This window comes from Leucobacter komagatae (genome assembly GCF_006716085.1).
GTDB classification, from domain to species: Bacteria; Actinomycetota; Actinomycetes; order Actinomycetales; family Microbacteriaceae; genus Leucobacter; species Leucobacter komagatae.
In genome coordinates this window covers 978464-1001647 of record NZ_VFON01000001.1, presented here as the reverse complement: position 1 = coordinate 1001647, position 23184 = coordinate 978464, and the positions used below count along the sequence as shown (strand labels likewise).

The 23184-nt window shown below is 64.2% G+C and carries 20 protein-coding genes and 1 tRNA gene; 16 read left to right on the top strand and 5 right to left on the bottom strand.

Features of this window, described 5'->3' with window-relative positions:
- The first annotated feature begins 66 nt into the window (after positions 1-66).
- From FB468_RS04650 to FB468_RS04600, 11 genes are all read left to right on the top strand, one after another.
- On the top strand, positions 67-4857 hold the full coding sequence (locus FB468_RS04650) for an NAD-glutamate dehydrogenase (protein ID WP_246055755.1): 4791 nt from the start codon (positions 67-69) through the stop codon (positions 4855-4857).
- A 144-nt stretch (positions 4858-5001) separates the two neighbouring features.
- Positions 5002-6390, top strand: coding sequence for a glutamine synthetase family protein (locus FB468_RS04645; RefSeq protein WP_141886305.1), 1389 nt, complete (start codon positions 5002-5004; stop codon positions 6388-6390).
- Between the two features lie 48 nt (positions 6391-6438).
- Positions 6439-7620: a cytochrome P450 gene (locus tag FB468_RS04640; RefSeq protein ID WP_141886304.1), complete on the top strand. Its 1182-nt coding sequence runs from the start codon at positions 6439-6441 to the stop codon at positions 7618-7620.
- A gap of 5 nt (positions 7621-7625) precedes the next feature.
- Positions 7626-7838 carry a ferredoxin gene (locus FB468_RS04635; RefSeq protein ID WP_141886303.1) on the top strand — a complete coding sequence of 71 codons (213 nt, stop codon included), beginning with the start codon at positions 7626-7628 and terminating at the stop codon, positions 7836-7838.
- Positions 7835-9019 (top strand): NAD(P)/FAD-dependent oxidoreductase, encoded by a 1185-nt coding sequence (locus tag FB468_RS04630; RefSeq protein ID WP_170219624.1) that lies wholly within the window; start codon positions 7835-7837, stop codon positions 9017-9019. Before FB468_RS04635 ends, FB468_RS04630 begins: the two co-directional genes overlap by 4 nt.
- Positions 9012-10484 carry an aldehyde dehydrogenase family protein gene (locus tag FB468_RS04625; RefSeq protein ID WP_246055754.1) on the top strand — a complete coding sequence of 491 codons (1473 nt, stop codon included), beginning with the start codon at positions 9012-9014 and terminating at the stop codon, positions 10482-10484. Before FB468_RS04630 ends, FB468_RS04625 begins: the two co-directional genes overlap by 8 nt.
- A 118-nt stretch (positions 10485-10602) precedes the next feature.
- Positions 10603-12105: a CoA-acylating methylmalonate-semialdehyde dehydrogenase gene (locus tag FB468_RS04620; protein ID WP_141886300.1), complete on the top strand. Its 1503-nt coding sequence runs from the start codon at positions 10603-10605 to the stop codon at positions 12103-12105.
- A 61-nt stretch (positions 12106-12166) separates the two neighbouring features.
- Positions 12167-13558: an aspartate aminotransferase family protein gene (locus FB468_RS04615; protein WP_141886299.1), complete on the top strand. Its 1392-nt coding sequence runs from the start codon at positions 12167-12169 to the stop codon at positions 13556-13558.
- 73 nt (positions 13559-13631) lie between these two features.
- Positions 13632-14399 carry a gamma-glutamyl-gamma-aminobutyrate hydrolase family protein gene (locus FB468_RS04610; protein ID WP_211359084.1) on the top strand — a complete coding sequence of 256 codons (768 nt, stop codon included), beginning with the start codon at positions 13632-13634 and terminating at the stop codon, positions 14397-14399.
- 77 nt (positions 14400-14476) lie between these two features.
- A complete protein-coding gene (locus tag FB468_RS04605) occupies positions 14477-15565 on the top strand; it encodes a Zn-dependent alcohol dehydrogenase (RefSeq protein ID WP_141886298.1) in 1089 nt (362 codons plus the stop codon).
- A gap of 176 nt (positions 15566-15741) precedes the next feature.
- Complete coding sequence (locus FB468_RS04600) at positions 15742-16035, top strand: putative quinol monooxygenase (protein WP_141886297.1); 294 nt, start codon at positions 15742-15744, stop codon at positions 16033-16035.
- Positions 16036-16097: 62 nt separating this feature from the next.
- Here FB468_RS04600 and FB468_RS04595 read toward each other — a convergent pair whose 3' ends face one another.
- The 3 genes from FB468_RS04595 to FB468_RS04585 all read right to left on the bottom strand — a co-directional run bounded on the left by FB468_RS04595 (position 16098) and on the right by FB468_RS04585 (position 17202).
- Positions 16098-16286: a hypothetical protein gene (locus tag FB468_RS04595; RefSeq protein WP_141886296.1), complete on the bottom strand. Its 189-nt coding sequence runs from the start codon at positions 16284-16286 to the stop codon at positions 16098-16100.
- A gap of 105 nt (positions 16287-16391) precedes the next feature.
- On the bottom strand, positions 16392-16847 hold the full coding sequence (locus FB468_RS04590; RefSeq protein ID WP_141886295.1) for a hypothetical protein: 456 nt from the start codon (positions 16845-16847) through the stop codon (positions 16392-16394).
- Between the two features lie 154 nt (positions 16848-17001).
- The gene (locus FB468_RS04585) at positions 17002-17202 is read right to left on the bottom strand and encodes a hypothetical protein (protein WP_141886294.1); all 201 of its coding nucleotides are present in this window, start codon (positions 17200-17202) and stop codon (positions 17002-17004) included.
- Between the two features lie 499 nt (positions 17203-17701).
- Here FB468_RS04585 and FB468_RS04580 point away from each other — a divergent pair, with 499 nt between their 5' ends.
- Complete coding sequence (locus FB468_RS04580; RefSeq protein ID WP_141886293.1) at positions 17702-18253, top strand: hypothetical protein; 552 nt, start codon at positions 17702-17704, stop codon at positions 18251-18253.
- 726 nt (positions 18254-18979) lie between these two features.
- On the opposite strand, the gene FB468_RS04575 is transcribed toward FB468_RS04580, so the two are convergent.
- A tRNA-Arg gene (locus FB468_RS04575) sits at positions 18980-19055 on the bottom strand.
- Positions 19056-19155: 100 nt separating this feature from the next.
- On the opposite strand from FB468_RS04575, the gene FB468_RS04570 reads away from it, so the two are divergent.
- From FB468_RS04570 to FB468_RS04560, 3 genes are all read left to right on the top strand, one after another.
- Entirely contained in the window at positions 19156-20031 is an 876-nt protein-coding gene (locus FB468_RS04570) for a hypothetical protein (RefSeq protein ID WP_141886292.1), read from the top strand.
- Positions 20028-20333, top strand: a complete 306-nt coding sequence (locus tag FB468_RS04565; RefSeq protein ID WP_141886291.1) for a transcriptional regulator — start codon at positions 20028-20030, stop codon at positions 20331-20333. Before FB468_RS04570 ends, FB468_RS04565 begins: the two co-directional genes overlap by 4 nt.
- Before the next feature lie 221 nt (positions 20334-20554).
- Positions 20555-21616, top strand: a complete 1062-nt coding sequence (locus FB468_RS04560; RefSeq protein WP_141886290.1) for a hypothetical protein — start codon at positions 20555-20557, stop codon at positions 21614-21616.
- Between the two features lie 52 nt (positions 21617-21668).
- On the opposite strand, the gene FB468_RS04555 is transcribed toward FB468_RS04560, so the two are convergent.
- Entirely contained in the window at positions 21669-22406 is a 738-nt protein-coding gene (locus tag FB468_RS04555; RefSeq protein WP_170219623.1) for a DUF998 domain-containing protein, read from the bottom strand.
- Between the two features lie 247 nt (positions 22407-22653).
- On the opposite strand from FB468_RS04555, the gene FB468_RS04550 reads away from it, so the two are divergent.
- The gene (locus tag FB468_RS04550) at positions 22654-23136 is read left to right on the top strand and encodes a hypothetical protein (RefSeq protein ID WP_141886288.1); all 483 of its coding nucleotides are present in this window, start codon (positions 22654-22656) and stop codon (positions 23134-23136) included.
- Positions 23137-23184 lie beyond the last annotated feature (48 nt).

Sequence of the window (23184 nt, the reverse complement as noted above, 5' to 3'; positions counted from 1 at the left end):
TCCCACTATCTGCGCCGCACACCGCCCGAATACGCGGGCACTTTCTGACGAAACATCGAGGTTGAGTTGACTAGTCCTTTCGCGCCCACAGAGCTGCCCAAAACTGAGCTGCCCACAACGACCGATGAGCTTGATCCGCAACTCAGACCGATCGTTTCACTGCTCGCCGAGTCAATTGACGGCGCCAGCGATGCTCCGCACACGTCGCGCGCCCTCGGAGATATCGCTGCTACGCTTCGCGCGATCGCAGAAACGCGCAGTCCGGGCGAGATACGCGTCGCAGTCACCCCGCAAACGAGGAACGAAGGCGAGCCCGCCCCGCGCCGTACCGCCGTCGCCGTATGCACCGCAGACGCGCCCTTTCTGGTCGATTCGGTGGCCGCTGCGATCGCTCGTGAGGGCCTCGAGATCCGCCTGCTCGCGCACCCAATCGTCCCCGTGCTCCGCAGCAGGGCAGGCGAGATCATCGAACTCGGCACTGCACAGGGCCAGCCCGAATCGTGGCTGTACCTAGAGGTGGACGAGATTGCTTCTGCGCGGGTGCGCAGCGAGGTGGCCGAGCGCATCGAGACCGTCGTGCGTGACGTCCACCTCGCCGTCGACGACTGGCAAGCGATGCGCGCGGTGTGCCTCGACATCGCTAGCGGCCTTCACGCGCAGCCGCCTGCCTCAGTCGACCAGGCATCAGTTGCGCCGACGGTCGATTTCTTGCGGTGGCTCGCAGCCGACAACTTCACATTTCTCGGGTATCGGGAGCACACGCTGGAGACCGACCACCGCGGGGTATCGGTGCTGCGGGCAATGCCAGAAACCGGGCTCGGAATACTCCGCCGGACGCGAAACCCAATCACTCACCTCAGCAAGGAAGCGAGCCGCACCGCGCGAGACCCGCGTCTACTCACGATCACCAAGGCGAACTCTCGGGCGACCGTCCATCGCGATAGCTTTCTCGACTACATTGGGCTTCGCACCTTCGACGAGCATGGCGATGTGACGGGCGAGATTCGCTTCCTGGGGCTGTTCACCTCAGCCGCGTACGCCGCGTCTGCGATGACACTGCCGATCGTTGGTCCGAAGGTTGCGGACGTGCTCGCGGCCTCGGGATTCGCGCCACGTTCGCACTCGGGCAAGGACCTGCTGCAGGTGCTCGAGCAGTACCCGCGCGACGAACTGTTCCAGGATTCGGCAGAGCATCTGCTTGAGGTAGCGACCGAGGTGAGCCGGCTTTCCGAGCGGCGGCGCACCCGAACTTTCATGCGCGCTGACGAGTTTGGGCGCTTTATTTCGGTGCTCGTCTACATTCCGCGGGATCGCTACAGCAGCACCGTGCGGCTGCGGATCGAACGACTGCTGAGCGAGACATTCGATGCGGCGGGTATTGACCAGGCGGCGCGAATTGGGGATGCTCCGCTTGCGCAGCTGCACTTTGTGGTGCGGCTGCGCAGGGGAGCCGTACCTCCGGCACTCGACACACTCGAACTGCAGCACAAGGTGGAACAGGCAGTACGCAGCTGGGCTGAACATCTCGGCGACGCCCTGCACGCGCGATTCGGGTGGCGGGAGGGTACGGCGCTGCTCGACCGCTACGGTGACGCGTTCCCCGAGTCCTACAAAGAAGCGGTGGCGCCAGCCGAGGCGTTGCTCGACATTGCGGTGCTCGAGGAGCTCGAGCACACGGACTTCGCCGTACGGCTGGGCGCCCCCGAAGCAGCCGACCGCACGAGGCGGGTGCATACGATTGCTTCGCACAGGCCGTACCCGCTTACCGAGGTGCTTCCGGTGCTCACCGATCTGGGCGCGGACGTGATTGATGAGCGTCCGTACACGATCTCGCTCACAGATGGGCGGATCCGGTACCTCGCCGACTTTGGGCTTCGCGGCCCAGCGTCACAGCTCTGGGGTGACCCCGCCTGGGGCGAAGCATTTGATGACGCATTTCGTTCGGCATGGACGGGGCAGATTGAGAGCGATCGCTTGAACTCGCTGGTGCTGCTCGCAGGCCTCGATGCGAGGAGCATCGTCGCGCTCCGCGCGGTCGCACTGTACATCGGTCAGATTGGGTCAGCATTCTCCGTCGACTACATCAACCAGGCGTTGATTGCACACCCCGAGATCGCAGCCGAGCTCGTGCGGCTGTTCGAGGTGCGGTTCGACCCTGCCGCGGGAACAGACCGCGCCGAACGGTGCGCGCACCAAGAGTCGTACGTCGCATCACTGCTCGCCGGGATCGAGAGCCTCGACCATGATCGAATTCTGCGCACGTTCGCAGGGGTGATCGGTGCGATCAGCCGCACGAACTTCTACCAGCCTGCCGCTGACGGCAGCTCGAAGCCGTGGGTATCGATGAAGCTCGACTGCAGCCGCGTGCCCGGCTTACCTAAGCCCCGCCCTATGGCAGAAATCTGGGTGTACGCGCCCGAGGTGGAGGGGGTGCATCTCCGCTTTGGAGCGATCTCCCGCGGCGGGTTGCGGTGGAGCGACAGGCGCGAGGACTTTCGCACGGAGGTACTCGGCCTCGTGAAAGCGCAGATGGTGAAGAACGCGGTGATCGTGCCGACCGGCTCGAAGGGAGGGTTCGTTGCAAAACGGTTGCCGACCTCGAGCGATCGACAAGCATGGCTCGCGGCTGGCCGCAGCGCCTACGCGACTTTCGTTCGAGGGCTGCTCGATGTTACTGACACCCGGGAGGGCTCGGCAGTGGTGCCCCCGGCAGCCGTGGTGCGTCACGACCCCGAAGATTCCTACCTCGTCGTCGCTGCCGACAAGGGCACCGCAACGTTCTCAGACCTCGCGAATAGTGTCTCCGAGGAATACGGATTCTGGCTGGGCGACGCCTTTGCTTCGGGAGGGTCGGCCGGATACGACCACAAGAGCCTCGGCATTACCGCTCGCGGAGCGTGGGAATCGGTGAAACGCCACTTCCGTGAGCTTGGGCACGACACTCAAGCGGCAGACTTCACCGTTGTCGGCGTCGGCGACATGTCGGGTGACGTGTTTGGCAACGGTATGCTCCGCTCCTCACACATTCGCCTGGTCGCGGCGTTCGACCACCGCCACGTGTTTGTTGATCCGCATCCCGATGCATCGGCGACTTTCACCGAACGGCGCAGACTCTTTGAGCTCCCGGGCTCGTCGTGGAACGACTTTGATCGCGCGCTCATCTCGCCAGGAGGAGGGGTGTTCCCGCTGAGCGCGAAGTCGATCGACATCACCCCCGAAATGCGCCAGGCGCTCGGCCTCGCTGCCGCCGTGACAACGCTGACACCGGCCCAGCTCAAGCGTGCTGTATTGCTCGCTCCTGTCGACCTCATTTGGAACGGAGCGATCGGCACGTACGTCAAATCCAGCGAGGAATCGCAGGCATCGATTGGCGACCGGGGCAATGATGACGTGCGCGTCGACGGGCGGGAACTGCGTGCGCGCGTCGTCGGCGAGGGCGGCAACCTCGGTGTGAGTCAGCTGGGGCGAGTCGAGGCCGCGCGAGCCGGTGTCCGGATCAACACCGATGCGATCGACAACTCGGCCGGGGTCGGAACCTCCGATCGCGAGGTGAACATCAAGATCTTGCTCGGCGAGGCAGAGCGAGCGGGCCGACTCACTCGTGACGCGCGGAACCAGCTGCTGCAGTCGATGACGAGCGAGGTTGCGGCGCAGGTACTGCGCGATAACTATGAGCAGAACGTCTTGCTCGGCAACTCCAGAGAGACCGCAGTCGAGATGCTGCCGAGCCACGAACGGCTGATTGCTTCGCTGGAAGCCCGTGGGGTCCTCGACCGCGACCTCGAGGGGCTGCCGAGTGCCACCCGAATCGCCGAGCTTGTTGAGTCTGGGGTGGGGCTCACTCGGCCGGAGTTCGCCGTGCTCGTCGCCTATTCGAAGATCTCGTTGAAAGACGAACTCATGCTCAGCGGCCTTGCTGAAGACCCGTGGCTTTCCCACACGCTTTCCGAGTACTTTCCGCAGGCGCTGCGGGCCGAGTACGCGAAAGAGATTGCTGCTCACCCGCTCCGTTCCGAGATAATCGTGAACTCGGTCGTCAACTCGCTCGTGAACCGGGGCGGCATCACCTTTGCCTATCGCGCCGCTGATGAGACCGGTGCGACGAGTGAACAGATCGCACGTGCGTTCATTGTTGCGCGCGAGGTTTTCGACCTCAGCGGGTTCGTGGAGGAAGTTGAGCGCACCGACAACGTCGTGCCGACGTCCGTACAGACGAACCTCTATCTCACGTTTCGGCGGCTCCTCGACCGAGCCGCGCGCTGGTTCGTGCAGCACCGCGCAGGTGGCATTGACGTCGGCGAAGAGATCGCGCTCTGCCGCGACCAGCTACAGAGCCAGCTCGTGCGCATGGAGCGCCTGCTGTGCGGTGCCGACCTAGAGAAATTCAGGGGGCGCTCGGCAGCGTTCGTGGCCGCTGGGGTGCCCGAAGAACTGGCGCGGCGCGGCGCGGGGCTGCTCGAATCAATCCCGTTGCTCGACATCGTCGAACGTGCCAGAACGGGCGGGTGGGAACTGACAGAGTTCGCGGAACTCTACTTTGCGCTCGCCGCCCGAGTGCGTTTCGACGACATGCTCGAGCGCGTCTCGGCGCTGCCGCAGGGCGACCGCTGGGGATCGATGGCGCGCGCTGCGATGCGAGATGACCTGTATGGAGTGATGATCGACCTCGCGGACTCGGTGGCCAGTCTCACGCCGCACGGCACGTGTGAGGGGCGAATCGATGACTGGCTGGGCCAGGGCGGATCGCACGCGTCGCGGGCGCTCGCAGAAGCTCACGAGGCGACAGCAGCAGGCAGCGACACCGGACTCGAGACGCTCTCAGTGGCCCTGCGTCGGCTGCGGTCGCTCGTGCGGTAGCTCCGGAGCGACAGCTGTGCTGGACGCTGACGTTCCGTCTGCACTGTCACTGAGCGAGCTGTGTTCGAAAAGCACACTGATTGGGGTGGGTTCCTTGAATACGGTGGAGCAACACACATCGAAAGAAGAAAGGCCTTCCTCGAAATGAACAAAGAAGTTCGTGGGTACGACCCGGAAACCGATCTGAAAACCTACCTGGAGGACAACGGCGTAAAGGTTGTCAAAGTAGGCGCACCCGATATGGAAGGGATGTGGCGTGGCAAGCGGATCATGACGGAGTTCTTCTTGAAGACCGTCGCCACAGAGGGGAGCCACTTCGCCGACCTGTTCTTCGCTTGGGATCCTCAGTCCGAGCCGATTCCCGGCCTCGACTACACGGGTGCACACACCGGCTACCCTGACCTCGCACTCGTGCCAGATCTGTCGACGCTGCACCTTGTAGCAGGGGAGCCGGGGGTCGCCGCGGTGATCTGTGATGCGTTTACGCCGGAGGGTGAGCCGCTCGAGCTGGCCCCGCGCGAGGTGTTGCGCCGAGTGATCGGGCGGGCGGAGGAGGCCGGCTTCGATCCCATCTGTGCGTACGAGTTTGAGTTCTACCTTTTCAAGGGCACACCGAACGAGCTTGCGAGCCAGGGATACTCAGATCTCACCCCAATCACCGACGGGATCTTCCCCTACAGCTTTACTCGCGACAGTGGCACGGAGTGGATCATCGGCGACATTCGTGACCGCCTCGCCAAGATGGGCGTCTTCATCGAAGCGAGCAACAGCGAATACGGGCCCGGCCAGATCGAGGTCAATATTCACTACAGCGACGCGATGTTCGCTGCTGACAGTGCTTTGATCCTGAAGAACACAGTCAAAGAGGTCGCGGCCGAGCACGGCTACACCGCATCGTTCATGGCGAAGGTGAAGTCAGATGTCTCGGGTAGTTCGGGGCACGTGCACCTGAGCCTGCTGTCGCGGGAGACGGGGGAGTCGCTGTTCGCGAACCCCGAGTCTCCTCGCCACCTCAGCGGCCTCGGTATGAATTATCTCTCGGGGATCCTGCGCAACGCCGGACACATGTCGGCCATCTACATGCCGACTCCGAACGCCTTCAAGCGCGCGGCGGCGGGCGACTTCTCGGCCACGAACTGCACGTGGGGCGTCGACAACCGCACGGTCGCCATCAGGTCGATTCCGTCGGGCGGTCACTCCGCACGGGTTGAGAACCGGCTGGCGGGGGCAGACGCGAACCCCTACCTTGTGATCGCAGCGAGTATCGCCAGCGGCCTCGACGGCATCGACAGGAAGCTTGAAGCGGGGGAGCCCGTGGTTGGCACCGCCTACGGCATCGGTGACAGCGAGGAGCTGCACCTGCCGATCTCGCTCGAGGAAGCGGCGGATCTGTTTTCAAACTGTGAGGTAGCGAAGAGCTACTTCGGGGAATCCTTCGTGAAGCACTACGCGCGAATGCGTCAGTGGGAAGCAGAGCAGTCACGATTGGCGGTGACTGATTGGGAAGTGAAGCGCTATCTCGAACGCATGTGACGTGCCCACCGGAAACCTGCGAACCACGACAAGCAAAGGAAAGAACCAATGGCGAAGACCAAAGCAGATCTAGAGAACTTTAGCTACCACGGCGACAACCTCGACGACATCTTCGAGGACTACGAGGTCATGGTGAACGAGTGCCCGGTCGGGCGCAGCAAGCGCTACGGCGGATTCGCGTTTCTCGCAAAGAATGACGACATCTTCGAAGCGGAGCAGGACTACGAGACCTTCTCCGTCACCCCGACGATGCTCCTGCCCGACCTCGAAATGGGCATGCCCATGATTCCCATTGACCTGGATCCACCCGAGCACACCGGGTACCGCAAGGTGCTGTTGCCGCTGTTCACCCCGATGAACATCGCAAAGCTCGAACCAGGCATGATCGAGACCGCCAGGCAGCTGGCCGACGAGGTCGTCGAAGCGGCAGCGGCGAACAACGGCGTCGTCGACGTCTCGACGCTGTTCGCTCGCCCGCTCCCAACGATCATCTTTAGCCGCCTGTGCGGCTACCCAGAAGAGGACTGGCCGAAGTTCGATAAGTGGGTCGATGACGTGCTCTACGAGCGCACCGAACACCCCGAGATTGCGCGAGCAGCAAGCGCCGAGATTCTGCGCTACTTCGAGGGAATCATCTCGGCCCGCAAGGCCGAGGGCGGCGAGCGCAACGACCTCATGGACAAGATCATCAATGCTCGCGTCGACGGCCGCGAGCTCACGCTCGACGAGATGCTCTCGTACAGCTACCTTCTGTTCATCGCGGGGCTCGACACGACCGCTTGGGGGCTTCGTTCCTCGCTCTGGTACCTGGCGCAGAATCCCAAGGCGCAACAACAGCTCCGGGAGAACCCCGACCAGATTCCCGCGGCGGTCGAAGAGTTCCTCCGCACAATGTCGCCGGTGCAGGCGATGGCACGTACCTGCATGCGAGACACCGTCGTGCAGGGGCAAGAGATCAAGGCCGGCGAGCGCGTCGTTCTCGTCTTCGGTGCGGGTAACCGTGACCCCGAGATCTTCGAGGATCCGCACGAGATCAAGATCGACCGCGAGGACAATCGCCATCTCTCATTCGGCGGTGGTCCGCACCGGTGCCTGGGGTCAAACCTGGCCCGAAAGGAAATGGTGATTGGCATCGAGGAGTTCCTCAAGCGGGTCCCAGCGTTTGAAAACGCGGGCGGCGAAGTGTGGCACGGCGTTGGCCCACTGACCGTTCGCCTGATCGAGGAGTAGCTGACATGTCACAAGAGCTGTACATTGACCCCAAACGCTGCCAGGGCCACGCGCGCTGCTGGTCAATCGCCCCAGAGACCTTTGGCATCGACGAGGAGGGGTTCGCTTACGTGCTCCCCGGCCGCGAGGGAGCCTACGACGAGGAGAGCGCCCAGAAAGCGATTAAGAACTGCCCCGAACGCGCGATCAAGGTGCGAGACGTCGAGGTAGGAAAGTGAGCTCCGAGCCGCGCCGCATTGTTGTGGTGGGAGCCTCCACCGCGGGCGAGGCATTCGTCGGTCGGCTTCGCGAACTGGGTCACGAGGGCGAGATCGTCGTTGTGGATCGGGACGCGCGGATGCCTTACGATCGGCCACCGCTCTCGAAGGGGTATCTCACGGACCCCGACGACACCGATATCGGCGTCGAGTGGGGTGCTGGCACAACCATTACCGTCGGCGAGGCGACCGGCCTCGACACCGCGGCAAGAATGCTCACGTACGTCGAGCCCAACGGCGCGGTACGCGAGCTCACCTACGACACTCTCGTGATTGCATCGGGGGCGACCCCGATGCGTCTGCCGATCGAGCAGCCAGGAGTGTGTCACTTTCGCTCGGCCGAAGACGCAGATCGCCTCCGCGCCGCGGCCGGAGCCGGTACTCGCGTCGGGATCATCGGCGCTGGCGCGATCGGGGCCGAGCTCGCGACCTCGCTCAGCTCGAACGGCGCAGCGGTCGTGCTGCTTGACAAAGCCGATCGTCCTCTCGAACGGCTACTCGTTGGGTACCTCGGCGCCGATGTGACGTCTTGGCTGCAGTCGACCGGGGTCGACTGCAGGTGGGGCGTTGACATTGAACGGATTGCGGGTGCGCCGGGCGACTGGAGAGTCGAGCTCGGTGACGGCAGCCAGCTCCCGTTCGACGTTCTGGTGAGCGCCGTCGGTGTGAGCCCCACCGTCGCTTGGCTCGCAGAGAGCGGGCTGCTCACGGCCGGGCAACTGCGCTGCGACGACACCGGGCGCGTGATAACCGATAACGGACCCCATCCCGATGTTTTCGCGGTCGGCGACGTCGTGACGCGCGTGCTGTCAACCGGCGACGTCCTGCGCACGGAGAGCTGGAGTGCGGCGAAGGAGCACGGCGCACAGCTCGCAGAGCATCTGACCGGGGCTCCAATCACCTCGGCAGAACTGCCCTACTTCTGGACCGACGTCGCTGGCCGAAAGATTCAGGTGTTGGGCACCGTTCGGCGTCAGGGCAAGATCGAAATTGAGTTTGAGAGCACCTCCCGCGGGGGCGTCGTGTACCGGGTGGATGGTGACGACGGGAGTACCGGCTGGATCGGCGTCAACGCCCCGGCCCGAATCGCTGCGCTGCGCATGTCAGCGCAACCGGTGTTGGAAGGAACAGGAAATGACTAGCATTCAGCCCCCAATTGTGGTGCAACGCTCGTACATCGACGGCAGCTGGATCGAGCTGGAAGACAGCGGCCGGCCACTGTGCGACCCGAACACGGGCGAGGTGCGGCAGCCGAAGCTCACGACGACACCGGAGCAAGTGGAACGGGCGCTGGATGCGGCCTATCGCTTCGACCAGGACGGTCTCGCCCGCACGATCCCGCTGAGCGAGCGCGTCGAATTCCTCGAGGCATTTGCCGAGGAGCTCGACAGACAGCAGGAGGCGATCGCGGTGCAAGACGCGATCACCACGGGAGCGACGATTCGTACGACGCGCCTCGTCGCCGCCTCCCTTGGCGCGCGGGTGCGGTCGATGGTGAGCGATGCGGTGGCGCTCGGCGAAGCGGTGGATCTCGGCTCGGCCGAGTTCCCGGTGAAGCTCCTGCGTGAACCCATCGGGCCAGCGGTGATCATCGCACCGTGGAATGTGCCTGCGTTCACCGCCTCGGGCAAAGTCGCCGCCGCGCTGCTTGCCGGGTGCCCGGTGATTCTCAAACCGTCGGAGAACACTCCGACGGGTGTGCAGGTGCTCGCCGAGATCTTGGTGTCGGTGATGGAGTCACGAGGGCTCCCGCCGGCCTACTTTCAGCTCGTGCAGGGCGGATCGTCCATCGGGTCGCTGCTCACGAGCGATCGCCGCGTTGCCGCGCTCGTGTTCACCGGGGGCGTGGAGACCGGGCGCACGGTGGCGCAGGAGGCCGCATCTGCACTGATGGTCATGCAGATGGAACTGGGCTCGAACAACACCGTCATCGTTCGGGAGGACGCGGATGTGCGGCAGACAGCCGCATCGCTGGTGCAGGGCACCACTCGCGTCAACGGCCAGTGGTGTGAGGCGCCGGGGAAGGTGCTCGTCCATGAGCGCCTGCACGACGACCTTGCGGAGGCGCTCCGAGAGGAATTCGATGCCCTGCAGATCGGGAGTTCGCTAGATGACGAGACGCAGCTGGGCCCGCTTGCCTTCGAACGGCACCGAGACGCGCTGCGCGCCGAAGTGGCCCGGCTCGAGAGCCTCGGAGGCCGTTTCATTGGGAAGCAGGAACTGCCGGCGCTCGACGGCTGGTTCGTCGCTCCAGGGGTGATCGTCGGCGTCGACCCCGAGCACGCGACGACGGAACTATTCGGTCCGCTGCTGACACTCCACTCGTTCAGCGACGACGAACAGGCGCTGCGGCTCGCGAATGCGCCCGAGGGCGGCCTCGACGCCTACGTCTTCAGCGCAGATATTGAGGCGGCCATGACTCTGGGGTCGCGAATCAGAGCGGGCGAGATCCGCATCAACGGCACGTTCATGTCGGACCTCGCTGACGGGTCACAGCAGACGTTCTGGGGGTCGAGCGGTATTGGCGGGCACGCCCCGCAATACGGGGTTCGATTCTTCCTTGGCGACCGCGTTGTCGGCGTCGACTCGGGGGCATTCGAGCTCTAGCGCGTCACGATTACCGATCCCCGTGTCGGGCGCCAACTTCCCGGCACCCGGCCCACCAACCACGCTGTGCAGCGATGCTGCGTGGCGCACAAAAACACTCAACTCGAAGGAGAGAACCATGGCTGTTCGCACACTCACACACTTTATTGACGGCGCGTATCGCGAGGGCACGTCAGGGCGGTTCGCTGACGTCTTCAACCCCAGCACGGGGCAGGTGCAGGCCCGCGTGCCGCTCGCAAGCAAGGAAGAGCTCGAGGCCGCGATCTCAGTGGCAGCCGAGGCGCAAATCGCTTGGGCAGCGTCAAACCCCCAGCGCCGTATTCGGGTGCTGATGAAGTTCATTGACCTGGTTGCTCGCGATCGCGACGCGCTTGCAGAACTCATCTCGAACGAGCACGGCAAGACCTTTGAAGACGCGAAGGGCGACATTCAGCGCGGCATCGAGGTTGTGGAGTTTGCGCTTGCTGCCCCGCACTTTCTCAAGGGTGAGTACTCGAGCGCCGTCGGCACCGGGATCGACGTCTACTCGATGCGCCAGCCGCTCGGTGTCGTTGCGGGCATCACCCCGTTCAACTTCCCAGCAATGATTCCGCTGTGGAAGCTCGCGCCGGCAATCGCGTCGGGCAACTCCTTCATCTTGAAGCCGTCGGAGCGTGACCCATCGGTTCCGCTGCGGTTCGGCGAGTTGCTCCAAGAAGCCGGGCTCCCCGCCGGGGTGTTCAGCGTGGTGAATGGCGATAAAGAGGCCGTGGACACCCTGCTGGATGACGACCGAATTAAGGCCGTTGCGTTTGTCGGATCCACTCCGATCGCCCAGTACATCTACGAGCGAGCAGCCGCGAACGGCAAGCGGGCGCAGTGCTTCGGTGGGGCGAAGAATCACATGATCGTCATGCCCGACGCCGACCTCGACCAGGTCGCGGATGCACTGATTGGGGCCGGCTACGGCTCCGCCGGCGAGCGGTGCATGGCCATCTCCGTGGCGGTGCCGGTTGGCGAGGAGACAGCGGAAGCGCTGTCGGCGAAGCTCAGTGAGCGCGTGAAGCACCTGCGGGTCGGCCCGGCAATGGACCCCGAATCCGACTACGGCGCCCTCGTCACCGCCGAGGCCAAAGCCCGAGTCGAAAACTACATTCAGATCGGCGTCGACGAGGGGGCAACGCTGCTCGCCGACGGTCGCGGCCTGACGGTTGCCGGCCACGAGGAAGGCTTCTACGTCGGCCCCACGCTGTTTGACAACGTCACCCCCGACATGACGCTCTACCGCGAAGAGATCTTCGGGCCGGTGCTCATCATCACGCGCGCCGACACCTACGAAGAAGCGCTCGCCTTGGCTTCAGACCACGAATACGGCAACGGTGTTTCGCTGTACACCCGCGACGGCGATACGGCGCGCGACTTCAGCGCCCGTGTGAACGTCGGCATGATCGGCATCAACGTGCCCATCCCGGTGCCCATCGCATACCACACGTTCGGAGGGTGGAAGAAGTCTGGCTTTGGCGACCTGAACCAGCACGGGCCCGACTCCTTCCGCTTCTACACCAAGACAAAGACCGTCACGAGCAGGTGGCCGAGCGGCGTGAAGGAGGGCGCGAGTTTCGTGATGCCGCTCATGGACTAGTGCCGTGCAGTGTCCCTGGTGGTGAGGATCGTCCTCGGTGAAGAGTGAAAGGAACGAAGAGATGTCAGATTTTGTTGGAATGAATGGTGCCGAGGAGCGCTTTGGTGACACCGCGGCTCAGCGCGAGGTCAGGGCGAACGACCGCCAGTACGTCTTCCATTCGTGGTCGGCGCAGGACGCGATCGATCCGCTGCCCATTGCGAAGGGTGAGGGGGTGCGATTCTGGGACTACGACGGGAACGAGTTCCTTGATTTCTCCTCGCAGCTCGTCAACCTGAGCCTCGGGCATCAGCACCCGGGGATGGTGCGTGCGATCCAAGACCAGGCTGGGCGTCTGGCAACCATTCAGCCCGCCGTTGCGAATGATGTTCGGAGCGAGCTCGCCAAGCGAATCGTTGACGTCTCATTTGACGGTGCGCGCTCGGTGTTCTTTACGAATGGTGGGGCCGACGCAAACGAATACGCCATTCGTATGGCGAGGCACCACACCGGCCGCAACAAGGTGCTGGCTCGCTATCGCTCGTATCACGGATCAACGGCCACAGCGATCACGCTGACGGGGGAGCCACGTCGCTGGGCAAACGGGACACTCGATGTCGGGGTCGTGCACTTCATGGGGCCCTACCTCTACCGGTCCGCCTTCTACGCCGAGACGCCAGAGCAGGAGACCGAGCGCGCGCTCGCGCACCTTGAGCAGACGATTCAGCTTGAGGGTGCGAACACGATCGCCGCGATCATTCTGGAAACGGTGACTGGTACGAACGGCGTGCTTGTCCCGCCGCCCGGCTACCTCCCCGGTGTGCGTGCGCTGTGCGATAAGTACGGCATCGTGATGATCTGTGACGAGGTGATGGTCGGGTTCGGTCGCATCGGCGAGTGGTTCGCGTACCAGGCATTTGATGTGAAGCCCGATCTGGTGACCTTCGCCAAGGGCGTGAACTCCGGCTACGTGCCGCTGGGTGGGGTCGTCGTATCCGACGCGATCCACCAGACCTTTGCCACGACTCCGTTCCCCGGGGGCCTCACCTACTCCGGCCATCCGCTTGCGTGCGCGTCTGGGGTCGCCACCTTCGACATCTATAAGGACGAGGGAATCCTTGAGCGAGTGCGCGACCTCGGGGAGCGTGTGGTGGCGCCCCGGCTCGCCGAACTGGCGGCGAAGCACCCGTCGGTCGGCGAGGTCCGCGGGGCCGGAATGATCTGGTCGCTCGATCTTGTCCGGGATCGCGCAACCCGAGAGCCCCTCGTGCCATACAACGCCGCCGGGGAAGCCGCGGCGCCGATGGCCGCAGTCGTCGCTGCGTGTAAGGACGCAGGGCTCTGGCCGTTCGCCCACTTCAATCGCTTGCAACTTGCGCCGCCGCTCATCATCAGCGAGGAAGACCTCGAACGCGGCCTCGCGATCATCGACGCCGCGCTTGATGTTGCAGACAGCTATTACGCGGGCGAGTAGCGCCCGCGTATGGGGAACAACCGGCCGGTTGAAACGACCCGGCAAATGAAACAACAGAGAAAGGGGGTGCACGATGACGCATCAGGCATCGGCAACGTTGGGACGTGAGACGAGGGCCATGCTCGCGATCCCAGCGCCTATTGAGCAGGCCAAGTGGCGGTGGGTGGCTGGCCGAGCACACCTGTTGACCGCAGGCTATTCGACCCATCTCCAACAGGCCGGGGCGACGGTCATGTTGCTGCCAGTGCCGAGCCGCGTGCACGAAGACCTGATCCAGGAGGCAGCTGACATCGTTGCCAGGCTGGATGGGCTCGTGATCGCGGGCGGCGCTGACGTTGAGCCGAGGCATTACGGACAGGCTGCGGCGCCGGAGGCAGGGCCATTTAGCGCCGAGCGCGACGCATGGGAGCTCGCGCTCGTGCGTGCGGCGATCGCGGCTGGCGTGCCGGTGCTCGGGATCTGCCGCGGCCACCAACTGCTGAACGTCGCGCTGGGCGGCACGATCATTCAGCACCTGCCGCCGCACGTGGGGGGAAGCGAAGCCCACCAACCATTTGGAGAGGCATTTGGGGAGCATGCCGTGCATACGGTCGAGGGAAGCTGGTTGCGGCACGCGATCGGCGACACCCTCGACGTCGCGACGTTCCATCATCAAGCCATCGACGAGGTCGGAGAAGGACTTGCCGTCACCGCGACCGCCGACGATGGCACGGTCGAGGGGGTCGAAGACATCGACCGGGGCCTGATCGGGGTGCAGTGGCACCCCGAGATGAAGGACCACGGAGGCGTCTTTGACCGGTTCGTGCGCCTGTGCGAAGAACGCAGGGCACTGCGCGCATAGCGCTGCACCCGTGGCCGAGCCGCGCACACCGAGCGGCTCGGCCACGACAACACATCACGATCTGAGGAGACATCACCATGAAGGCAGCAATTCTCGAGGATGGGCGAACCGACCTCGATATCCAAGAAATCTCGGTAGACGGCGTTGGCCCGAACGAAGTGCTCATCAGAACGGTCGCTGCCGGGCTGTGCCACAGCGACCTTCACCACCTCGACGGAATGTTCGAGATACCCCGGCCATCGGTGCTCGGACACGAGTCCGCCGGCGTCGTCGAAGAGGTCGGCAGCGGTGTGGAGGGGTTCGCTCCAGGCGACCACGTGATCACCTGTCTCGCAACGTTTTGCGGCAAGTGCGACCGCTGCCTTGGCGGGCGCTCGTACCTCTGTGAAAGCGCCCCGTCTGCTCGAGCCGCTGGCGAGCGGCCACGGCTGCACCGCAACGGGGCAGAGCTGCACCAGTTTCTCAATGTCTCGAGTTTTTCTGAGATGCTGCTCGTGCACGAGAGCGCGGTGGTTCGTATTGACGAGCGGATGCCACTCGATCTCGCGGCGCTCATTGGCTGCGGTGTCACGACCGGCCTGGGCGCGGTGTTCAACAAGGCCCAGGTTCGGCCAGGACAAAGTGTCGCCGTGCTCGGGTGCGGCGGCATCGGGTTGAGCGCGATCCAGGGCGCACGGATTGCCGGCGCAACGGAGATCATCGCAGTCGACCTGAACCCAAGCAAGCTTGAGGTGGCGATGGAACTGGGCGCGACCCACGCGGTCGTTTCAGAACCGAACGGCAACCTCGCGGACCAGATCCGCGATGCGATTGGGCGGGGCGTCGACCACAGTCTCGAGGCAGTCGGGGCTGTCGCGACTGCGACCGCGGCGTTTGAATGCCTGGGCGTGGGGGGCACTGCAACAATCGTTGGGCTCATGCCCGGTGGGCGCACGTTCCCCGTGCAGGGGCGCATGCTGCTCGACGACCGTAAACTGCAGGGCTCCTACATGGGCACGGAAAACTTCCGGCTGGCGATGCCGAAGTACGTGGAAATGTATCTGCAGGGCAAGCTCAACCTCGAAGGGATGGTGAGCTCGCGTATCGCGCTCGAAGACGTTAACAGGGGGTTCGACGCGATGCGCAAGGGCGAGGCGCTGCGAGACCTCATCATCTTCGACGGTTAGGGGGCCTTCCCATCTGTGCTCATGATTGCTGAATCGCGGTTGTGTGCGAAGCATTGTCGCGGGCCAGCGCGGGCCAGCGCGGGCAGCTTCGCAGCTGAGCTGCCGCTCACGCGCGGGAGCGTCGAGAGCGCGAGGTCACCTCGCTCTGGCGGCTCAGGGTCCCGTAGCCTGGAGCGGTGCTCAAGGTTATTGCTCAAGACTTCATCAGGCTCGACGCGATCGAGACCGTGCTCCCGCTCTACCGCGAACTCGTTGAACTCACCCGCCTGGAGCCGCTCAACGTCTCGTACGAGCTGTTCGTGGATCAGGAAGACCCGGGCCACTTCATCTTTGTCGAGGAGTGGCCCGACCGTGCGGCGCTCGACGCGCACTGCGCGACCGAGCACTTCACCAGGCTCGTGCCGCAGATCGACGCCCACCAGCGCGCTGCCGACACCTACATTCAGATGCGCCGGGTGTTTCCGGCGTAGCGGGGCGCGGGGCGCGGGCGTGTGGGCGGGCGCGCGGGCGTTGGCTTGGGCGTGGGGCTGCGCTAGCGTTTGCGGCGCGGCATACCAACGATGAAGCCGACGACGGCGCCGATCGCGAAACCGAGGCAGGCGCCGATCTCGACGCGGCCCGCGAGTGCGCCGATACCGGCGCCGATTGCCGCGCCGAGCAGGATCCCGGCGACTGTCCATGTCATTGAGGCGTTCATGAGGGGGTGCTTGTTCTCGCTCATGCGTCCAACGGTACGTCGCCCGGTGCGGGTGGTCTTCCCCCGCGAGGCGGAACTTTCGGCGCCGTTCTCGCCCCGCGGGCTCCCGCGGCTCCCGCGCGAGACGGACTACTTATCGAACGGGGGAGCGATCGCCTCGCAGGTCACAGCTGAGCCGGGCTCGCCGGTCGCTGTCGCGATCTCGCGCTCGCCGTCGAGCAGGATCCTGCACGTCGCTCGCTCGCCCTCCGCGGCGGTGGCGCTGACCTTCGCCTCATCCCCGACAACGACGATCGACTCTACCTTCCAGCTCGCGGTGCCGTCGACCGCAGCCGAGGCGGTCACTGTGCCGGCATCGACCGATGTGCGCTCCGCGGTGCGCATCTCTTGGTCGAGGTACGAGACGTCGGTGAGGGTCGCCGTGTCGACGCCTTCGACCGTTACTTCGTAGGTGACTGCCCACGCGTCTGCGGTGGACTGCTGCAGCTTCGCGATGGCGCTGCAGCCGGTGAGGGAGACGCCGAGTAGTGCAGCGGCGCCAAGAGCGGCTGAGATGCGGAGCGAGGTCGATGTGGTGTGCTTCATGTTTCTACTCTCGCAGCGAGGGTCGCCGTTGGCGTCGCACCACGGTGCCAAGCGGATGGTACTTTGGGGCCGACCTGTAGCAGGGCTGAGGCCGCTCGCGCTGGCTGGGGTGTCTGCGCTGGCTGGGGTGTCAGCGGGGCCTGCCTTAGCTGCGCTACTTGTCGGCGCGACGCCTTCGCACGGAGTCGTACACGGCCCCGCCAGCCAGCCCAGCGGCTATCGCAGTGCCATTTACGACTCCGATCGGAAACGCATCTCCCGTGATCAGGGTGAGAGCGAGACCCGCAAGCAGGCCGATGCCGGGCCCGGCGATGAAGCCCCGCCGCCTGCGCCAGTTCTCTCCCGGAGTTCGCATGCTTCAAGGGTAGCTTGTACGCGGATTCCCTTAGCTGAATGATGTGTAGGCGTTCACGGTTGGGGGGGGCTTAGAGCTCTCAGTGTGGGGCGATTCTGTGCCGGGCTGAGATGACTCACTTCTCGCTGCACGCGCCCAGCTGGTAGGTGCAACCGTTGGAAGCGCTGGTGCCACACAGTGAGTGGCATGTATGTTTGCCCTTGGCACCAGCGGTGGGTGCGCGATGACGGCGACCATTGCCGGGCGTGAGGGTGGCAACGCCCAGGACTCTCAAGGCTGGCCAGTTGTTCAAGCAGTCGTCGGCAACCATGCCGGTGAGGCCGGGCCGGCGACATGCCGCCATCAGCAATGTGGGGACGATGCTTGTGTTGATGTAAGCGCAGGGGGAGTGCTTCTGAAGGGGAGTGGTAACTTCTTGTGCACATTTCGCATACATCTGATAGTTGGGTATTTGCTAAGCGCGTTCTATGCTTATTCCATGAGAAGACTTCCACTAGTTATGGCAGCAAGTGCATTCGGGCTCCTTCTATCCGGTTGCGCTGGCGCTCAGGAAGACACCCTGGAAACGCCAGTTGCTACCGAGCATCCTCCTGTAACAGATGACAGCTCGAGCGACGAAATCTCCTTGAGTAAGATCACCTCTTGCGACGATATTAAGCCGTTCGTCGAGACGTGGACTGAAGGGTTCGAACCCTACGAATGGAACAATGTCTCAGAAGACGTCATTCAGTGCGGCTGGAATACCCCGCCCGAAGAGGTCACCCCAGACAATGCGCGTTCCGTCGAGGTCAACGTAACTCGGCTCGGCGAACGACCTGACTACAGCCCTCTGGCGGGCATGAGCGGCTACGAAGCCATCAGCGACGATTGGGTCGCCGCGAATGACGGACAGGCCTACACGATGACTGTCGATATTGGGTTGTCGGCAGTCATCGGTACAACCGTTTGGGTTCCGGGTGTTGAAGTGACGGTGTCTGGCGGCCGGTGGGCAAATCTTCCAGAACTCGATGGCGCTGCGGCTTTGGGTGTCGCGAAACAGATTCTCGGCTGACGCTCACCCCGGCTCGAGTTTCGCGAGTCCCCTTCCGTGCTTCCCGCACAGGTGTGCGTCTCCGTGGGCAGCTCTTCGCGGGCAAGAGTGCGTGGTCGGTCTCTTGGATCCATTGATGGAAGCCTGCGGTATAGGGCATGGAGAGTGGGTCGTCAGCGTGTTTGTGGTGTCCGGCTTGCCTGCGTGGAGATGCCCCAGGACCCCTGGTTGAACTTCTTGGGAGAGTGACCGTTAGTGGTTCACTGTTTTCCTTGATGCTCAGTAGAGGCGGCCTGCTTTGTGGTCACATTCGCTCTTCGCTGCCTGAGTGCAACTCGAGTCGTCAAGATAGGGGCCGCCAAAGCCGCAAGGTCTTTCTTTCGGCACGTGGCCGCTTGTATCGGGGCGATCGAACCTTCCGGGGGTGTTCTGTCGCGACACCAGTTCTTGGCAGAGCATGTCCCTCGCCGGAAAATGCGAAAGGCGGATCGGCTGCATGAGTGGCTGGTTTTCTCTTGCCCCTCGGGGGAGAAGCGCACGAGGCGGCTCTTATGTGCCGCTCTGGAAAGCCCAGTTGATGTAGGCGATAACGTGCCTGTCGGGGAGAGCCTGTGCGCAATCCTATTTCTGGGCCGCGGTGGGGCAGCGGGCTGCTGAGCCAACGGTGCTGCGACACGCAAGCTGCACTCTAAGCTGCACGCAAAAGCCTCAGGGGAAGTCGGTCTGCCCGACTGCCCTTTGCTCGTATGGTGCCCCCTGCTGGACTCGAACCAGCGACCGACAGATTAGAAGGCTGTTGCTCTATCCACTGAGCTAAGGAGGCGACTTAAGAAATCGTACACTGCGGGCAGGGGCCAGCGCGAAAGCGCCGCTGCCGCGCCCCACGGTTGACATGTGCTATCGAGTCGGCACATACTTTCTATATGGAAAGTTCAAGCGAGCAAGGCGCCGCCCCCGACAGTCTCAGCCGCGACCCGAGTTCGGCGGCGGCGCAGCTCGCCGAGCTTGAGCGGCTCCAGCGCCCCGAGGAGGGGCTCGCGCCCAGTCGCGGCTACTCCGCCCTCATGATCCTGCTCGCGCTGATGATGTCGGCGTACGTTGCGCTGTTCCTGTTCGCCTACGGCGGGCGTGGAGCGGTGGGGGCCGAGGGGACCTACCCAGCGAGCATGCTGCTGCTCGTGCCGGTGATCTGTGCGAGCGCGCTGTCGCAGGGGGGCCGTGAGCGCTACGGCGTGCGCGTCCGGGAATCCGCGACGACGATTGGGCTTTGGGTGCTCTTCCTGGCGGGTTTCCTCACGCTAGGGATCGCGAACTATGCCGGCTCAGGCTACCCCGGGTGGTTGAACGTAGTGATGCCGATCTGTGTGTTCCTGTTGATGGGGCTGCGGCCCCTTCGGCAATTTGCATCCCGAAGCACCCGGAAGAACGAGGAGTGGGAGCCCGCCCGGCTCAGCGGCGCGGCGCGAACTACGAGCGTGCTCGTCGGGGTCGTGCTCGCGGCACAACTCATCGCGAGCGCGCTGCCGTTTGCTGCCGCGGTGACCGGGGTCATTGTGATGGTCGCCTTCATCCCGATGCTGTTCGCGTGGCGCTCGAACTTCGGCCTGCCGAATGTCGGGTTTGAGTGGGGCCCGGCGCAATGGGCGTGCTTTGTGGTCGCGGTTGCGGTCGCATTCGGGTCGAGTGCCTCCGTCGTGGGCGGGGCGAGCTGGGGCTGGCCGTGGGCCATAGGTGCCGCCGCGAGTGTGGTTCTCGTGATGACCGTCGCCGCGTTCCTCCCGACAACCAGGCGCCGATGACGCCCCCGCAGCATCCACTGCATCGTCTGAACCCTGCCTTTCAAACCCCGGTGCGGTTCTCGCTCATGGCGGCGCTCGGCCCGGCGACCGAAGCCGACTTCGCGACGCTTCGCGAGCTGCTCGACGTCGGCGACTCGCAGCTCAGCAAGGCGATCGCGCACCTCGAGGGCGAAGGCTATCTCCAGGTAACGAAGGGCTACGTCGCGAATCGGCCGCGCACCTGGGTTGCAGCGAGCAAGACGGGCACGAAGGCCTTCGCTGATCACGTCGCCGCTCTGCGGGAGATAGCCGGGGGCGCGTAGCGGCCGCAAACCCGCCGCGTGCGGGGCACGGCCGCGGTAGCGCCCACGCGAGTGGCGAGGCGCCAACGGAGGATCCTGCTGGTTCGGCTTTTCCCGAGTGTTCGATTCCGTCGAGAACATCGCATTCCTTGCCCGAGCGTGTGGTGAGCTGTCGCCATGACCGGGCGCACCTGCGCCCACGGTGGGCGCTTGGCCCGGACCTTTGCCGCACTAGGAGACACATGAACACTCGGAGATTCAATCGACCGCGCGCCGCTGGCGCCGTCCTCGTCTTGCTCGCTCTCCTTACGGCTGCCGGCTGCGCAGGCGCGCCTGGAAAGCCCCCTGGAAAGCCCAAGGTGGAGGCCCCCGAGACCTGCGAAGAGTACTTGGCGCTTCCCGCAAAGACCGCGGCGAAGTTCTTTGCGAAAGAGCCAGCGGTGCAGGTCTATTCGTCGAGCGGGGCGAAGAGCATGTCGCTCGCCGACTACTACTTCGAAGTCTGCGGGACGGCGGACGGGGCTGAAACCCTGAGCAACCTGCAGTACGCCGACGCGAACGACCCAGACTGTGCGTCGTTCGAGGGGCTGGACCCAGCGACGCAGCAGGCATGGCTCGCGGCAATGTACGAAGATCAGTCGTTCTCGCTCGACCGCGAGGTTACGAGCGAAGAGATCGTGCGCGCGTGCACCGTGTTCGGAGCGGGCAACATCGTTGGGGCATCCAACCTCATCAAGAGCTTCGGAGACGACTACGTCACGTGGGAGACCGAGAGCAAGCTCGGGTACCGCGAGATTGTCGCGCTGAGCGCCCATACGTTGCTTTCGGGCGAGGCGATCCAACACCCGAAGAAAGATGAATTCATCGCAGGCGCCGGATGCGGGTTCGACCCGACCAAGGACGCGGCGATTCCGCTTGGCGCATCGGTGAAGAACGTGACCCCTGGGCAGCCGCAGCCCCTCAGGCTCCGGTTCGCGCTCGTGGCGGCTCAGAGCGGGAGCTTGACGACGACGGCGTACCTCGAAGCCAACCACTCGTCGGGGGCAAGCTGTTCAGAGTCCGCGGGCGGAATCATCTCTGGGGCAGCGATCGGCACGAAGTACGATGAGCCTTCAGAAGCTGGAGAGGCGCACTACCCCAACTACTTCGTGATCGTGAAGGACTATTTCTCGCCGAGGTACCCTGGCGGCGCTGTCGACGAACTCGCTGCGTATTCACTCCACGCGCAGGCGTCCTACAACGAGGCCGACCCGGTAACACTCCTCGAGCCCGCGGAGCTATCGCTCGCGATCGCGGCCCCGTAGTTGCTCGCGCCGGCCTCGGGCGCGCTTCGCTCGGAGGGAGGAGCACAGTGGATCACCGCGCGCGGAGCATCCCGATCCCGGCGAGCAGTTGCCACGCGAAGAACGAGTAGACGGCACCGCGCTCTGAAACCCCGGCTGGCACGAGCAGGGTACCGATAAGCAGGAGCGCGCTTACGAATCCGAGTGCGCCGAGAATCTGGCCGGAGCGGAGAACCCACCGCGGCAGGCCAAGCGGTCGAAGCGCTCTTCCTGACAGAATCGCGGCGACGTTTCCTCCAGCGATGAGCGCAATGGCGCCCACGACGTGAACGACCATGAGGCCATTGTCCCAATTTGTCTGAGACCCCGGCACAAGCCCAACGAAGACTATCCCGACAGCGTGAAGCACCGCTGCGAAGAGCCAAGACGTCTTCGCGGCACCGCGGTCGAGCTGTGAGGCGACGGCGACGGTGCCAAGGAAGAATAGGAGGCCGGCTCCAATGAAGCCTGCGTTCATGACGCTTGAGATTTGGGAGGTGAGGAGGCGGCCGTCGAACTGCCCAGGCTCTGGCACGCCAAGGTCACTGATGAAGAAGGTGGCGTAGTTGTACCCAGGGAATCCGGCCGCCGCGACGGCCTCACAAAGCACGTACCACAGTGGAGCCGCGACCCAGAGCGCGCCGGCCCAGCCCTTCACCAGCACGGTGGCCGACGATTGCTCTGCTCGGTTGAGCGACGAGTCGCTGGAATCTGTGCGGCTTGAGAGTGGCTCGCCCGTCGCGGGTTGCCTAGCTGGGGCGTTTCGGCGCATCTCTCGGTGTCTCCAACTCATCTCGTGTCAATCACAATACGATTCCAAGACATTCTCTTGGAATCTTCCGATTCAAGTCACAGATTTGGTCCAATTGGGAGCGTGTCGTGGCTCCGCACTATCGGGCCGTGCGGCCGGGCACACCTCGACCCGACCCCAGGCTAGGCTGGCCCTAGCACGAAGGGGAGGCCCAAGGATGAGACCACCAACGTCAGTGAGAGCATGCCCGCGCGCGAAGCGGACAGCGGTGGTGCGGGCAGTAGCGGGTTCCACCGCGCTCCTCTCAGCGCTGCTGTTCACTGGGTGCGCCTCACTCGGCGCAGAACCTGGCTACACTCCGCGCACCGCGAGCGGCACCATCGTTTCGGAGGACGAGCTGACATCCGCCACCTTCGAAGTCGAGACATTCCTACGCACCCTTGACGACGGCGAAACCGAGGAGATCGGTGAGGTCCGGTTCACCGACCTCACTGCGCCCGTTGCGACCCTCGGCGTGGGCGGTGAGCTCATCGGGAGCGCGGCAGGGCCATGCTTCGACACCGGCCTCCGCACGGGCGGCGGCGACATCTCCGTCGGACCCGCAGAGGGGCCGCAGACGTCGACCATGCCGATGGACGCCGAGGGGCGGGAGGTCGCCGAGTTGGTCTTGCTCGTGCACGAGCAAGACCCGAACGCAGAGTGCTTCTACCGCGTGGTCGCGCGCGCCCCGCTGGTCTGGGACGAGCAATAGCCCTTCGGCGGCTGCCGATCAGTGGAAGGAAGCCTCCCCACTCCAGCC